The 15,876-nt window shown below is 43.9% G+C and carries 13 protein-coding genes; 5 read left to right on the top strand and 8 right to left on the bottom strand.

Annotation, left to right across the window (positions count from 1 at the left end; genetic code table 11):
- Positions 1-58: 58 nt before the first annotated feature.
- The 7 genes from FHW88_RS14870 to FHW88_RS14840 all read right to left on the bottom strand — a co-directional run bounded on the left by FHW88_RS14870 (position 59) and on the right by FHW88_RS14840 (position 8,498).
- Entirely contained in the window at positions 59-808 is a 750-nt protein-coding gene (locus tag FHW88_RS14870; RefSeq protein WP_112656429.1) for an SDR family NAD(P)-dependent oxidoreductase, read from the bottom strand.
- A gap of 353 nt (positions 809-1,161) precedes the next feature.
- The gene (locus FHW88_RS14865; RefSeq protein ID WP_176626404.1) at positions 1,162-2,028 is read right to left on the bottom strand and encodes an N-acetylglucosamine kinase; all 867 of its coding nucleotides are present in this window, start codon (positions 2,026-2,028) and stop codon (positions 1,162-1,164) included.
- Positions 2,025-2,405 carry a response regulator gene (locus FHW88_RS14860; protein WP_090533485.1) on the bottom strand — a complete coding sequence of 127 codons (381 nt, stop codon included), beginning with the start codon at positions 2,403-2,405 and terminating at the stop codon, positions 2,025-2,027. Before FHW88_RS14860 ends, FHW88_RS14865 begins: the two co-directional genes overlap by 4 nt.
- Before the next feature lie 41 nt (positions 2,406-2,446).
- On the bottom strand, positions 2,447-3,769 hold the full coding sequence (locus FHW88_RS14855; protein ID WP_255485336.1) for a TolC family protein: 1,323 nt from the start codon (positions 3,767-3,769) through the stop codon (positions 2,447-2,449).
- A 6-nt stretch (positions 3,770-3,775) separates the two neighbouring features.
- Positions 3,776-6,934, bottom strand: a complete 3,159-nt coding sequence (locus tag FHW88_RS14850; RefSeq protein ID WP_176626402.1) for an efflux RND transporter permease subunit — start codon at positions 6,932-6,934, stop codon at positions 3,776-3,778.
- 6 nt (positions 6,935-6,940) lie between these two features.
- A complete protein-coding gene (locus FHW88_RS14845; RefSeq protein ID WP_176626400.1) occupies positions 6,941-8,023 on the bottom strand; it encodes an efflux RND transporter periplasmic adaptor subunit in 1,083 nt (360 codons plus the stop codon).
- A 7-nt stretch (positions 8,024-8,030) separates the two neighbouring features.
- Complete coding sequence (locus FHW88_RS14840; protein WP_176626398.1) at positions 8,031-8,498, bottom strand: MarR family winged helix-turn-helix transcriptional regulator; 468 nt, start codon at positions 8,496-8,498, stop codon at positions 8,031-8,033.
- Between the two features lie 183 nt (positions 8,499-8,681).
- Between FHW88_RS14840 and FHW88_RS14835 the strand changes: the two genes are divergently transcribed.
- The 5 genes from FHW88_RS14835 (at position 8,682) to FHW88_RS14815 (ending at position 15,213) form a co-directional block, all read left to right on the top strand.
- Positions 8,682-10,436, top strand: coding sequence for a M61 family metallopeptidase (locus FHW88_RS14835; protein ID WP_176626396.1), 1,755 nt, complete (start codon positions 8,682-8,684; stop codon positions 10,434-10,436).
- Between the two features lie 92 nt (positions 10,437-10,528).
- A complete protein-coding gene (locus tag FHW88_RS14830; RefSeq protein ID WP_176626394.1) occupies positions 10,529-10,732 on the top strand; it encodes a DUF2683 family protein in 204 nt (67 codons plus the stop codon).
- A 237-nt stretch (positions 10,733-10,969) separates the two neighbouring features.
- Positions 10,970-11,830 (top strand): KilA-N domain-containing protein, encoded by an 861-nt coding sequence (locus FHW88_RS14825; protein WP_176626392.1) that lies wholly within the window; start codon positions 10,970-10,972, stop codon positions 11,828-11,830.
- A 2-nt stretch (positions 11,831-11,832) separates the two neighbouring features.
- The gene (locus FHW88_RS14820; RefSeq protein WP_176626390.1) at positions 11,833-13,155 is read left to right on the top strand and encodes an APC family permease; all 1,323 of its coding nucleotides are present in this window, start codon (positions 11,833-11,835) and stop codon (positions 13,153-13,155) included.
- A gap of 411 nt (positions 13,156-13,566) precedes the next feature.
- Positions 13,567-15,213, top strand: coding sequence for a M28 family metallopeptidase (locus tag FHW88_RS14815; RefSeq protein WP_176626388.1), 1,647 nt, complete (start codon positions 13,567-13,569; stop codon positions 15,211-15,213).
- A gap of 196 nt (positions 15,214-15,409) precedes the next feature.
- On the opposite strand, the gene FHW88_RS14810 is transcribed toward FHW88_RS14815, so the two are convergent.
- The gene (locus FHW88_RS14810; protein ID WP_090533469.1) at positions 15,410-15,772 is read right to left on the bottom strand and encodes a TM2 domain-containing protein; all 363 of its coding nucleotides are present in this window, start codon (positions 15,770-15,772) and stop codon (positions 15,410-15,412) included.
- Between the last annotated feature and the right edge of the window lie 104 nt (positions 15,773-15,876).

Below are 15,876 nucleotides of genomic sequence, written 5' to 3'. Positions count from 1 at the left end.
AATTAATTGTTTAGTTATACCCTTCCCCGTTTACGTTAACCGGGTTTTACAGGCATGATTATCTCACACCGCCACTGGCCAGGATAATTTCACCGGTTAACCAGCGAGAATCATCAGATGCCAGGAATACGGCAACAGGTGCAATATCATCCGGCTGACCGATACGGCCAAGCGGTGTGGTGCTTTCAATTTGTGCTTGAAAATCACTGCCGATAAAACCTGCGGTGTGTGTTCCTTCGGTTTCGACCATGCCCGGGTTGATGGCATTCACACGGATCTTCTTAGGGCCAAGCTCTTTTGACAAAACCTGGGTAATAGAATCAACCGCGCCTTTGGTACCGGTATAGATAGCGCTTTGTGGAGGAGTGATACGGGTTACCGTTGAGCTTATGTTGATTATGCTGCCGCCTTTATCGCCAAAGCTATTTACCGCTCCCTGGGTAGCAAGCAATAAGCCCAGTACATTGATATCAAACTGGCGGTGAAATTCTTCTTCGGTTACAGCTTCTATTGGTGTAAACTGGTATACACCCGCATTGTTCACCAAAACATCAACACCACCGAACGCTTCTTTGGTTTCGGCAAAAAGACGGTCGACGTCGGCCTTCTTTGCCACGCTGCCTTGTACGGCGATAGCTTTGCCGCCTTCGGCGGTAATTTCGGCCACTACTTTATCAGCACCATTTTTATCTGATGCATAATTTACTACTACTGCAGCACCTGCCGAAGCCAGACTTTTAGCTATACCTGCGCCAATTCCTTTTGAAGCTCCTGTTACTACTGCAACCTTGTTTTCTAATTTTTTCATTTTCTGGAAGATTAATTTAATTTTGGATCAATCGTTCCACAAATATAAACCCATTTTGGAACAATCGTTCCTGAATTAATTTTTATTAGGCTGGGATGACAAATGGAGGGGGGGGTAAATATGCTGGCGAGCGTTAAAGACAGACTTGTAAGCCCAACGACACGATTATCCATGATAAGTTAGGACTGGTGAAATATTGAGTTATTTTAAATCCGGAGGCTCTGAAGGTAAAATAAACGAAAAAGGGCCTGTCAGTCTGAACCTGTCGAAGACTCGCGCGCAAAGGCCTGCCCACTATGCTTCGACAAGCTCAGCATGACCCGGTTTTAATTTTGTCGCGGGTATAATTCAGCCTACTCCTCCGTTGCCATTTCATTCCTTTTCAGGATAAAGGCCATCAGGTCATTGATGGGGTGTTTGATGATCTTGCCGGTTTTTACGCCGTGCAGGCGGCATAATGAAATAAGTTCTTCGGAGAACGAATAAGCTATGGAGCCCACAAAGTGGCATTTATACTTGTGGTATTCGGGGTACGATTTAATATTGGTTTCAATAAACTCAACCAACCCGTCAACCAACATGGAATGTCCGTATTCGGTGGCCTTTATTTCGCTTACAAACTTACTGAACGATGCCAGGTAGGTATTGGCATTCGGCTTTTGATACACATTTTTGATCACGATCTCCTTGTTCAGGTGGTAGGCCTTATCAAATTGCTGGCTGATATCATACGGCATATTGCCATATAAAAAATCGGTAACCAGCTTTTTGCCAAACCATGTGCCGGCACCTTCATCGCCCAAAACAAAACCAAGGCCATGCTGCCCGTCATAGATATCTTCGCCATCAAAAAAGGAGATATTACTGCCGGTGCCCAGCACACAACAAATCCCTTTTTCCTGGCCACAGGTTGCATAAGCGCATCCCAGCAAATCGCTGTCAACACTGATATAGGCTTTGCTAAAATGCGTGCTCAGGGCATTTGATACTATTTCGTGCCTGTCGGGACTGCTGCATCCGGCACCAAAAAAATAAATTTCAGAAATTTCGCCGGCAAACGCCACCATTTCAGGGGCCTGCTCCAGCACAATGCGGGCTATCTCTTTTTCGGTTAAAAAATAGGGGTTTAATCCCGCAGTAAGGAATGAGCGGCTTTCCTGGTCTGAAACGGTCAGCAACCAATCAGTTTTTGATGATCCGCTATCTGCTACTAAGATCATTGACAAATTTCTTCGAGCGCTTTAACAGTAAGTGGCTTATGAATAAACTGTGTAATATGCTTATTATCTTCCGAGTCCCTGATATCGGTAGGATCAAGCGATGACGATAACATATATATTTTTATTCCTTTTTTAGCGATATCCAAACCGGCAAATTCGTGCAGAAACTCAAAACCCGTCATTATTGGCATCCTGATATCTAAAAAAATAACGTCGGGGTTCACCGATCCATCTTTTAATGATTCAATAGCTTCCATTGGCGAGTGACGCACAATGATATCTTCGGCAAAGTTGCTGCTTTCCAAAACCCGGCGTGTTATAAAGCTATCAATGTAGTTATCATCAATAAGCATACAGGTTTTGAAAGGCGCGGTCATGATTCAAAAATAAGTTTTTAAACTTACTATTAAAATATTTTTTATTTGATGTTAATACTGTTTGTTATCTGTTTTAACATGATCTCGGCCTGTTTACTTTGGTATTGCGCAGCAAAGAATTTTGATTGTGCGTCAAGATAGTTACGCTGTGCTTCCCTTACCTCAAGCGGGGTAATATTACCTAACTTATACTTATCAAGCGTAATATCCAGGTTTTTTTTGTTAAGGTTTACATTGGCTTCTTCCAGCTTTACCAGGTCAAGCCCCGAAAGGTATGCCACAAACAAGCTGTTGATCTGGCTTTCAATATCCAGTTTGGTTTGTTTAGCGGCAATGCCGGCATTGTCAATCTGGATCTTGGCATTCTTTTCGCGCCTGTTTTGGTTAAAGCCATTAAAAATGTTAATGCTTGCGGTGAGGCCGTAATTAAAGCCATGTACATTTTGCGACAAGGTAAACCCTGCCGGTGTTTTGCTGTTGGTAAAAGTATATCCCGATGTTACCCCCACCTGCGGATACCGTGTAGCGCGCACCTGTTTAAGATTGATCTCGGCCAGGCGCTGGTTTATTTGTGCCGATAATATCGCCGGATTTTGCAGTTGCGCGTTGTTAAGCACATCGGCCAGCGCAAGCTTTTCATCAATTACAATGGTATCGGCAACAGAAAAATCGGTTTGCAGGTCGCGGATCAGTAACTGGTTAAGCTGTATTTTGGTTGTCTTGAATTGCTGGTACTGGATCACCAGGTTGCCGGTATCTGTATTCAGGTTTACCTGGGCATTCAATACTTCCAATCGCGAAGCCCTGCCTACAGCAAACTTATCATTGGCAATGCGCAACTGCGTGCGGGAAATATCAATAGCTCCTTTTAATGCCTTGATCTGTTCATTTTGGCTGATCAAATTATAATAAGTATCGATAACACTGGCCACCGTCCTTTGTATGGTATCCTGTAATCGCAGTACTCCCAGTTTATCCATTTGCTTTAGCTGATCATAATTTGCAAACATGGCAAAGCCATCAAAAATTGTCCAGTTAAGGTTTACCCCATAATTATTATTGGAGTTTTTGGCATTGCGGATATTGTTAACCGTACCATCATTACGGGTTTGCTTGGTTGTTTGGCGACTGTTATTGTCGTTAAAGTCGCCGGTAACCACCGGCAAGATCCCGGCATTACCAAGTGTAACATTATTTGATGCTATGGTTGAGTTGTTTTGCGACAACTTGATATTATAGTTGTTTTTCAGCGCTATTTCAACCGCATCTTTTAAAGTAAGTAAGGGTGCATCCTGCTGGGCTAAAGCCATGGTTGATATCATAGCGAAACAACAAACCAGGCAGGCTATTTTCTTGATCATCATATTATGTTACAAGTTTTCGATCAGTTTAGGTTCTTGATGGTGCGGGTGACGGGCAGCTTCGGCTATTTCAGCCTCTGCAGCCAGGTCCTCAGGGTCGTGGTCATGGTCTTTACGGGTTTTAGCAGCCAGCAGCAGGTACATCATCGGGATGATGTAAAGGGTTAACACCAATGAAAACAGCATCCCCCCCATAATCACAATCCCTAATGAAACACGGCTTTTTGCACCGGCACCCAATGCAAACGCAATTGGCACAGCACCAAGCACCACGGCTAAGCTGGTCATTAATATGGGGCGTAAACGCGCCGTTGCCGCTTCAATAACTGCCTCGTATTTGGCTACGCCCTGTTCCATCCGTTGGTTTGCAAACTCTACGATAAGAATACCGTTTTTAGTTACCAGACCTACAAGGGTGATGATCCCAATCTCGCTGAAAATATTGAGGGTTTGATTAAACAACCACAGTGATAAAAACGCACCCGAAATAGCCAGCGGAACGGTAAGCATCACGATAAGCGGATCCATAAAGCTTTCAAACTGGGCCGCCAGTACCAGGTAGATCAGCAGCAAGGCAAAGCCAAAAGCAAAAAGAATGTTTGACGAACCTTCGGCATAGTCACGTGAGGGGCCGCTTAACGCGGTACTAAATGTATCGTCAAGTAAGCTTTTGGAGATCCTGTCCATCTCCTTGATACCATCGCCTACAGTATAACCCGGAGCAAGACCGGCCGAAAGTGTTGCCGATTTATAACGGTTAAAATGGTAAATGGCCGGAGGCGTGGCGCCTTCGGATGTTTTAACTACGTTATCCAGCTGAACCAACGTCCCTTTTGAGCTGCGCACATAAATTGATTTCAGATCAAGCGGCTGATCGCGGTTAGCGCGGTCAACCTGTGCTATTACCTGGTATTGTTTACCGTTTATCAGGAAGTAGTCGAGCCGGCCTGCGCTATAATATAATTGCAGCGTTTGGGCAATATCATCAACCGAAACACCTAAGTCACGGGCACGCTCACGGTCGGTAACCACGCGCAACTCGGGTTTAGTAAATTTGAGGTTAACATCCGTTCCCTGGAAAACCGGGCTTTTGGATACCTCGGCAAAAAACGTTGGCAGCACTTTACGGATCTTTTCAAAATCCTGGTTTTGGATAACATACTGCACCGGCAACGAGGTTTTTGAGCCCGAACCACCGCCGCTGATAGTTTGCTCCTGCACCACAATGGCACGTGCATCGGGCATTTTGCGTAGTTTACCATTCAGCCAGTCGGCAAGTTCCTGTTGGGTGCGCACACGTTTATCAGGAGCAACAAGCCCTACCCTGCCAAAGCCGGTATTTGAAGCACCGCCACCACCAAATGATGGCGAAACAATTTCAAGGTTAACATTGGCCTCCGGAATTGAATCTGCAACCAGGTTAGATACCTTATCCATATACCGGGTCATGTACTCATAGGTAGCGCCCTCCGAACCGGTAACGCTGTAACGGAGCAAACTACGATCGTCAAGCGGGGCAAGTTCGGATGGGATAACTTTTACCAGGATGCCGATAATCACCAAAGATGCCGCAAGAATAGCAAATGACACCCATTTCCGCTTCATGAACTTAATGAGCGATTCGGTATATGAAGTGGTCATATTAATGAAGAACGGCTCCGTTCTTTCGTAAAACCTTGATTTCTTTTGGTTTTTGCGAATCAGCTTTACGTTAAGCATCGGTGTTAATGACAGGGACACGAATGCCGATATCAACACCGCTCCGGCCACTACTACCGCAAACTCGCGGAACAAACGGCCGGTGAAACCCTGTAAAAACACAATAGGCAAGAACACAGCTGCCAGTGTAACCGATGTAGATACTACCGCGAAAAAAATCTCGGCCGAACCTTCAAAAGCCGCTTTACGGATAGCCATGCCCGCCTCTACTTTTTTATAGATATTTTCCGTTACTACGATACCGTCATCCACCACCAGGCCCGTCGCCAGCACTATCCCCAAAAGGGTTAAGATATTAATAGAGAACCCGAAGATGTACATGATAAAGAACGCACCGATCAATGATACCGGGATATCTATCAGCGGGCGGAAAGCGATCAGCCAATCGCGGAAGAAAAGGTAGATGATAATTACCACCAGTACAAAGGCCACGATCAGCGTTTCCTGCACCTCAGATATCGACTGGTTAATGAACCTCGTATTATCCAAAGCCACTTTTACCGAAATATCAGGCGGAAGATCTTTTTTAATCTGCTCCAAACGGGTATAAAAATCCTTGGCTATCTGTACATAATTAGCTCCCGGCTGCGGCACCAGGGCCAAAGCAACCATCGGCACCCCCGACTCTTTAAATATGGTTTCCTCGTTTGCAGAGCCCAACACAGCATAACCAATATCGCTCAGCCTGATCACCCTGTTGCTGTCGGCACGGATAATGAGGTTATTAAAATCTTTTTCCGTTGCCAGTTTGCCCAAAGCCCTAATGGTAACTTCGGTATTATTACCCTCAATTTTACCTGCAGGCAACTCTACGTTTTCTTTAGCTAAAGCCGCACCAATGTCGGTAGCTGTAACGCCAAGTGCCGAAAGCTTGGCAGGGTCTATCCATAGGCGCATAGCATACTGGCGCTGTCCCTGTACGTTAATGGTACTTACGCCGGGGATGGTTTGCAAGCCTTCCAGCAGCACATTTTCCGCATAATCATCCAGCTGGTTTATGTTACGGGTGTCACTGCTCACGGTAAGCGTAATGATCTGGTCGGCGCTGGCATCGGCCTTGGTTACTACTGGCGGGGCGTTAATATCCTGCGGCAACTGGCGCTGGGCCTGGCCCACTTTATCGCGCACGTCGTTTGCAGCGGTTTCAAGGTCGGCATCAAGGTCAAACTCAACGGTGATGTTGCTTTGCCCAACCGAACTGGTTGATGAAATGTTGCGGATGCCCGGAACACCATTAATGGATTTTTCGAGCGGCTCCGTGATCTGCGATTCAATTACATCGGCATTGGCACCGGAGTAACTGGTTGATACCGAAATTATGGGCGGGTCGACCGAAGGAAAATCCCTCACGCCCAAAAACTTATAGCCGATAATACCAAATACAACAATAACCACAGACATTACTGTTGCCAATACCGGCCGCTTAATACTTACTGAGGATAAACTCATATTGGTTTATTTAATAACTTTTAAAATTTTCAAAGGCACTTTTGGCCGCATTTGGATCAGGCCCGATACTACCACACTGTCGCCAGGCTTTAAGCCTTCAATAACCTGGATCTTTGTATCGGTACGCAGATCTGTTTTTACCGGTTTTGACATGGCTTTACCATTGTGGTAGATCCAAACCAGGCTGCTTTTCAAATCGGGAATAACCGCCTCTGTTGGCAGCAAAATGGTTTTAGGAATTTGATCAAGCGTTAAATTGATCTTGGCAAAGCTGCCCGCGGTAAGGATCCCTTTAGGATTGGGTGCCTTAGCGCGCACAGTAATAGTGCGCGAGCTTGCATCAATTGAAGGGTCAATGGCATACACTGTACCCACAAAACTCTCCATCGAGCTTTCTGTTTTGAACCTGATCTTACTGCCGGGGCCAAGTATAGAAAGGTACCTTTCAGGCACAGCAAAGGTTACTTTTGCCGGATCGATATTAACCAGATCGGCAATAGGCGATGATGGCGAGAGGTAACTGCCCGGGCTAACATTCCTTAAACCGATAGTCCCCGAAAAGGGCGCCCGGATCTCGGTACGGGCAATCTGCGCCTTAATTACATTTGCGGCAGCTTTTAACGAATTTAATGATGTTAATGAAGTATCATATTCCTCCTGGCTTATAGCTTCTTTTTGAAGCAACTGGCGGTTGCGGCTTTCCTGTTGTTTTGCCAATGCCACCTGGTATTGGTTTTGCTGCAACGATGCTTCCAGGTCCTGGTTGTACACTTTAACCAGCAACTGGCCCTTTGTTACTTTAGTGCCTTCATTAAAATAGATCCCGGTAATATTACCTGCTGTTTGGCTTATCAGGCTTACCTTTTCATTGGCATCAATGGTGCCGGTAATATCAATAATGTTGTTTACGGCAGTATCTTTAACTATCATTACTTTAACTCCTACCGGGCTGCCGCTTTTTTTCTTATCACCCTTGCCCGAAGCCATAGCCGCGGCCGATTTCTTTGCCCCTTCGCTAAAAAATTTATTGTAAACTAAATAGGCAACCAGCAGGGCCAGCGCCGAGTAAATAATATATTTCGTTTTCATACTTTGTTTAATCCGTGTGTGATTTAGCTTGTAGGGTTGTTTCGGGTGATATCAATGGTTTTAAATTTTTATGCATGCGGGTAAGTACGCTTTCAAATACCTGCATATCGGCTTCGGATATGCCTTCGGTAATATCTGCGTTGATGGCTTCAAACGTTTCAATGATCTGCGGAACGGCCAGTTTTGCCTTATCGGTAACGCGAAGCAATTGCTGCCGCCTGTCGTTCGGGTTGTTTTCGCGGTAAACAAAGCCTTTTGCTGTAAGCAGGTTAATGATGCTTACCATAGCCGATTTATCCTTGCCCAGCAGATGTGCCAACGCGTTTTGGGTAAGTTGCCCGTCATGAAAGTAAATGAGCGAAAGTATATAGTGATACCGGGTAACATCCAGGTGAACGGTATGCTTTACCAGTACATTAAGGTACAGTTTACCTAAGCGTATCAGCTTGCGCGAAATAGGTTCAATCAGTTCCATTTACTTAAAAATCGATGTAAAACTAATAGCATAATATCAACAATAGTTGCATGTATCAACCATTTTACAACGGTGTTTAGGGCGCTGTAACGCCACATACATAACTGATTATATAATATTTTATAAATTGCGGCCATGAAACTGACCAACCTACGCACGTTATTTTTTCTAACGATTTTTATTATGAGTACTACTATCAGCAAAGCCGCCGCCAGCGCTCAGATTACCTACAATGTTTCGTTTCCTGAAGCCCAGGCCCATTATGCTGATATTGAAATGCATATTACCGGCCTTCAGCAAAACACCCTTGAGCTCAAAATGCCGGTATGGACACCGGGCTCATACCTGGTGCGCGAGTTCGCAAAAAACATCGAATCATTAACTGCTGAAGCTAACGGCAAACCCGTTGCAGCACCCAAAATCAATAAGAATACCTGGCAAATTGTTACAAAAGGAATTTCATCGGTAACGGTAAAATACAGGGTTTATGCCTTTGAGCTCTCCGTACGTACCAGCTTTATAGATGCCTCGCATGGCTTCCTTTCCACTACGGGCATCTTTATTTACCCGGCCAGCATGCTGCATTCGCCCGCTATCATCCACATCAAACCATATAAAAACTGGGATAAAGTTTCAACAAGCCTCGATATGGTGAATAATGATCCGTTTACCCGTTTATCACCAAGCTTCGATATCCTGTTCGATTCGCCAATTGAAGTAGGCAACCAGGATGTTTTTGGATTTGATGCATCTGGTGTTCATTATGAAATTTGCATGTACGGCGGCGGCAATTATGATAAGGAAAAATTAAAAGCCGATATCCACAAAATTGTTGACCAGGAAGCAGCTGTTTTTGGCGAAAACCCCAATAAACACTATGTATTTATTGTACATAACCGCCAACGTAATGGTGGTGGTTTGGAGCACCTGAGCTCAACAGTTTTAGGAGCATCTCGCGATAACTACACCAACGATAAAGGATATCAAAGCTTTTTAGGCCTTGTTGCCCACGAGCATTTTCACTTATGGAACGTGAAACGCCTGCGCCCGATTGTGTTAGGCCCTTTTGATTATGACAATGAAAACTATACTACCAATTTGTGGATAGCCGAAGGTTTTACCGAGTACTACCAGGGTATCATTGTACGCCGTACGCAACTGTTCCCGGTTCAGAATTATTTTGATGTTTTGGAGGGCGAGTTCAATGTTCTGGAAAACCTACCCGGAAAAAATGTACAAACCGTTGCCGAATCAAGCTTTGATGCCTGGATCAAAGCTTACCGCCCTAACGAAAACTCTAACAATACTACTATTTCATACTACAACAAAGGGGCAATCATTGGTATGATGCTTGATCTGGAGATCATCAACGACAGCAAAGGCAAATACTCGTTAGATGATGCCATGAAGTACATGTACACCCAGTATTATAAAATCAAAAAGCGCGGTTATACCGATGCTGAGTTTAAAGCAGCCTTTGAAAAATTTGCAGGTAAAAAACTGGATGATTTTTATGCCAGATACATCAATGGTCTAACCCCTATCGATTATAATAAATATTTAGGTTATGCCGGTTATAAGGTAGAGGATGAACTGGCCGATAAAAACGATGCGGCTTTAGGTATCACTACTACAACAACCGCAGCTAAAAAAATTATTGTTACGAGCGTGCAGCGTGGTACTGCCGCTTATATTGATGGCATTAACGTAAACGACGAGATCACTGCTATTGACGGAACGCCGGTTACTGATGCTGCAACCCTGATCAATGGTAAAAATCCCGGCGATAAAATTGAGGTTACCGTGACTCGCGACGGGCAAGCTATAACCCTACCGGTTACCCTACTGAAAAGCAACCGCGTTAAATACAATATTGTTACCCTTGATAGCCCAACCGAGCAGCAATTGGCTGTTAGGAAGAAGTGGTTAAGCATATAAAAACTACTATTTACAGGGAAAGGCTGGCTGAGAAGCTTGCCTTTCTTTATCTAAGGTTAATGCCAATTGGTATTTATTAATTAAATTTGTTTATGGAAACATTCATTGTACATCCTGAAAACAAAGAACAATCAGCTGCTGTCAAAGCTTTTTTAAAAGCTCTTAAGATCAATTTTGAGAAGCATGAAACGGGTTCATACAATGCCGATTTTGTTGAACAGGTATTAGCGGGTGAAACAGCACGAAAAGCAGGTAAAAAAGGCGTTAGGGTAAACACCGACGACCTATGGAAATAGACTTATACGAAAAAGCTATCCGGGATTTTGAGTATTGGAAAAATCTGGAAACAAGGTCTTCCAAAAAAACAAATATTTACTCTTTACGAGGGCATTATGAATGATCCCATCAATAAGGTCGGCTGAAAAGCTGGCCTTTCTTTTGCCCCCCTATCCTCAGCTCAATAAAAAATAAAATATTAACGCATAAGTTATATTTTTATAGCTTATGATATTCCTGCTTAAACCCATTCCTATATGAGTAAAATTAAAGTTGAAGGCATTGAGATTTCTTTCTTTTCTGTTAATAACGATGATTTTATTTCTCTTACCGATATGGCCAAAAGCCAACATGAAAATATCATTATTACTAAGTGGCTCAGTGTAAAAAACACAATTGAATATCTGGGCGAATGGGAGACATTATACAATAAGGATTTTAATTATACCGAATTCGGTATAATTAAAAATGCGGCAGGCAGTAATAGTTTTGTATTATCAGTAAAAGAATGGATACAAAAAACTAATGCCATTGGGATTACCGCAAAAGCCGGAAGATACGGCGGCACCTACGCACACAAGGATATTGCCTTTCAATTTGGGATGTGGATAAGTCCACGATTTCAATTACTGTTAGTAAAAGAATTTCAAAGACTCAAGGATGAAGAACAAAAGCGCCTTGGATCAGAATGGGATTATCGTCGCTTTTTATCAAAAGCTAATTACACCATACATACGTCTGCCGTCAAAGAATTTGTTATTCCCCCATTAAATATTGAAAAAGATAAAGAATGGCTGATTTACGCAAGTGAGGCTGATTTATTAAGCGTTAGTGTATTTGGCTATACCGCAAAACAATGGCGTGATGCAAACCCAAAGCTTCATTTAAAAGGATTAAACATGCGAGACCTTGCCGATGCGCATCAATTACTTGTCCTATCAAACCTTGAAGGTTACAATGCTATATTAATTGAGCAAGGGATTGAAAAACTACAACGCTTACTTTCATTAAAAAAAGCGGCAGAGCAACAACTCAAGGCATTACGAAGCTCCATTTATACAGAAGAAAAAATTCAAAGCCCTTTTTATCTGAAAGAAAAGCCAAAGAAGAGTAATTAACGATGCCCGCTGCAACCTCATTAAAAAAAATACGCCCGATACAGCTTGTCGCTGTTATTTTTTTTACTGTATCCGGTGGCCCTTACGGCCTTGAGCCGCTATTAAGTTATGCAGGCGATCATGCCGCGCTAATCATCCTGCTCATAACCCCGTTAATGTGGGATGTGCCAGCCATATTTACAGTGCTTGAGCTTAACAGTATGATGCCTGTTACCGGCGGCTATTACAAATGGGTAAAATATGCCCTCGGCACCCACTGGGGTTTTATTGAGGGCTGGTGGACCTGGCTCTATACTTTTGTCGACCTTGCAATTTATCCTGTGCTGTTTGTGCAATACTCCGGTTTCTTTTTCCCCGAATTGTTGGATTTTCAGATCCCGGTTTGTTTGGTGATCATCTGGGCATCAGCCGGGTTAAATATTTTAGGCATTATGCCGGTGGGTAGGGTTTCGCTGTTTTTAAGCGCAGCTGTACTTGCGCCCATTATATTATTGATAGCGTTAGGTATTTATCACCACAGCGGGTCAATGCATATCCCCGCAACATCATTAAAAGGACTTAGCTTTCCATCGTTTGGCATGGCATTGTACACCGTAATGTGGAACTGCCTGGGCTGGGATAATGTAACCACCTATGCCGAAGAAGTTGAAAAACCCGTACGCTCCTACCTTATTTCTATTTTTACAGCTTTCGCGTTGGTAATGGTGGTGTACTTTTTTGCCATCTGGGTTGCCCAGCAATCGGACATTAACCATGATACCTTAACCGAAAATGGGTTTCCTGCATTAGGCGAATTGATTGGCGGGCATTGGCTGGGTATAGTAGTTGCAGCAGGCGGTATGGCCAGTACCCTCGGGATCTATACCGCTGTATTGTTATCGGTATCACGAGTGCCACAGGTAATGTCTGAAGATAATTTACTTCCAAAAGGAGTTAACAAACTGCACCCGCGTTTTAAAACACCTTTTGTTTCCATCATCATTTGCTCCATAGTAGTGAGTTTTATGGTATTGTGGACTTTTGCCGATCTGCTCATCATTGATGTAACCGTTTACGGCGCGGGGCTTTCTTTAGAATACATCGCCCTCGTAAAACTCCGCGTCAAGGAGCCGATGAAAGAGCGGCCTTTCCGCATCCCGCTTAGCGTTACCGGCCTATGCCTAATAATGCTGTTGCCATTTATTGTTTACAGCGTAGCACTTGGCGGGGCATTAAGCTCAACACCGAAGGCCCTTTCGGCTGCTGTTTTTGCACTGGTTGCATTATCAAGTGCGGAAGTGGCCTGGCAAATTATTAAACTAAGCAAGCCTGAGCTGAAGCAATAATAATACATGAATCAATTGGCCATCTAATACAATTAATTCCAACTTCGCAAATCGTGGTGCAGAAACAGGGCAATCGTTTTTAAACAATTCGATCTGTTTTACAAATCTCACACTGAAAAATTTTCACACAAATGCTTTGCATGCTGTCCACAATTAATCGAATTACACGAATCTCAAATTAATTCAATTCGTGTAACTCGATTAATACGTAAAAATTAGTGTGAAAATTTTCATTTATTGCTTTTCAATATACAACTGGTTAAAAGCTATTTCCCTGAGTGAGGAAAGAAAAATTCGTGCAATTCGATTAATTCGGAAAAATTTGTGGCGATAATTTCTTCAACGTTTCAATGATTGGATAATTGACCGGGATTTGCGTAAATTCGATCCTTTCCCGAAAACTCATATCATATGAAAATCAAACACCGATACCTGATGCTTATTGGTGGCCTTGCTATTTTTGCAGGCTGCCAAAATAATAAAAGCGTGCCCGCCGAAAAGGCCATAACTGCGGCCGAAATAAAAAAATACATCTCGGCTTTAGCCAATGATTCCATGATGGGCCGCAAACCTTTCACCGCCGGCGAAAACAAGGCGATCAAATACATTTCGGAGCAGTTTAAACTGGCCGGGCTCGAACCGGGTAACAATGGCAGCTATTTCCAGGATGTGCCCATGGTGCAGATCACCAGTACGCCATCTCCTGTCATGGAAATAACCGGCGGTAAAACGCCGCTCAGTCTGCATGCTACTACAGATTTCGTAACCTTCAGCCGCCGCGAGGTTGATTCGGTAACGCTTAAAAACTCCCCGCTGGTTTTTGCCGGGTATGGTGTTGTTGCTCCCGAATATCACTGGAATGATTATGCCGGACTTGATGTTAAAGGTAAAACTGTTGTGGTGCTGGTGAACGACCCGGGCTTTAAAAACGGCGATCCTACATTTTTCAAAGGCGATACGATGACCTACTACGGCCGGTGGACTTACAAATACGAGGAAGCCGCGCGTCAGGGCGCTGCAGGGGTGCTTATCATCCACCAAAAAGAGCCTGCAAGCTATGGCTGGGAAGTGGTATCCAACAGTAACACAGGTGCCAAACTTTACCTGCAGCAAAAGGACAAGCACATGAACCGCTGCAAGGTTGAAGGCTGGATCACCGAAGATATGGGTAAAAAGCTTTTAGCTGAAGTGGGCATAACCGGCGATTTCCGCGCCCTGGCCCGTAAAAAAGATTTTAAAGCCATTCCGCTTAAGCAATCAGTTACTTTAACCATCAACAACCAGTTAAAGTATTCCACATCGCACAATGTGATCGGCACACTTAAAGGCAGTTCACAGCCGGGCGAATATGTATTATACACCGCCCATTGGGACCACCTGGGCATAGGCAAGCCTAACGCCAAAGGTGATAGCATTTACAATGGCGCTGTTGATAATGCCGATGGTGTGGCTGCTATTATCAGTGTGGCTAAAGCATTTAACAAGGCCAAAGAAAAGCCCAAACGCTCTATTGTATTTTTAGCTGTTACAGCCGAAGAGCAGGGTTTACTGGGTTCGGAATATTATGCCACCCATCCCATTTACCCGGTTAACAAAACAGTTGCCGATCTCAACATGGATGCCCTGGGCGATTACGGCGAAACCAAAGACATTGCTGTAACCGGGAAAGGTCAAAACGATTTGGAAGATTATGTTGACGAAATAGTAAAAGCACAAGGGCTTAGCACTGTTGGCGACAGGCACCCCGGCTCTGGCAGCTACTACCGGTCGGACCATTTTAACTTTGCCAAGGTTGGTGTACCGGCCCTTGACATTAACAATGGCAGCATCAGCGCAGTACACGACGGCAGCTACGGCGAAGCTAAACAAAAAGATTATGGCGACAACCGCTATCACCAACAGGCCGATAATTACACCGATACTATGGATGCCACAGGCATGGCACAGATAGCTAATATCCTTTATGAAGTTGGCACTAAGCTGGGTAACGAAACAACCTTCCCCGGCTGGAAAAATGGCTCGGAGTTTAAGGCGATAAGGGAAAAATCGATGAAGTAAAGGCTTTCCAATCTTAAATCGTCATTGCGAGGAACGAAGCAATCCCGAACTATACAGGGCGGCCTTGCATGGTTTACCTTCAAGTCGGGGATTGCTTCGTTCCTCGCAATGACGATTGTTTTTAACAAAAAAATCCACCTCGTAACAGAAGGTGGATTTTTTTTGATATATAGTGAAACTATACCCTTAAAGGGATTTAGTTGCTCATTTTAGCTATGTTGAAGCTTTCGTAAGCCATTTGCCTGTTGTAATCGTTGGCGATGGTTTTGTAGTTGATCAGGTCGACAATGGTACCGATGAAACAAAAACCAGCTGTGAAAAAATAAAGGATCCCCATACCGATCTGATCGGTCATGAAACGCTGTACACCTGATACACCAAGGAAACCTGCAAGCGTTGCGAACATGATATCCTGCGGATTGCGCCTTTTGCTGGCATAAAATGACATAAAAGTGCGAGCCTGGTTTTCTGTTAATGAGGCAGTAGCCTGTTGCAGAAATGTATATTCTTCGGGAGTGATACCGTCGAAAGACATATATGGATTTTGATAAGCGTTCATTTCAGTAAGTTTTAAAGTTTGCGATTGTTTTATGATATAAAGGTACAGTGGTGCTCATAAAACGCCTAAGGGAGATAGGTTAGCGGAGATAAGTAGTCGGTGAA

Origin of the sequence: Mucilaginibacter sp. SG538B (assembly GCF_013376065.1) — a bacterium.
Taxonomy (GTDB): Bacteria; Bacteroidota; Bacteroidia; order Sphingobacteriales; family Sphingobacteriaceae; genus Mucilaginibacter; species Mucilaginibacter rubeus.
Note: the sequence above shows the minus strand (reverse complement) of the source record. Positions and strands in the feature narration are given on the sequence as shown.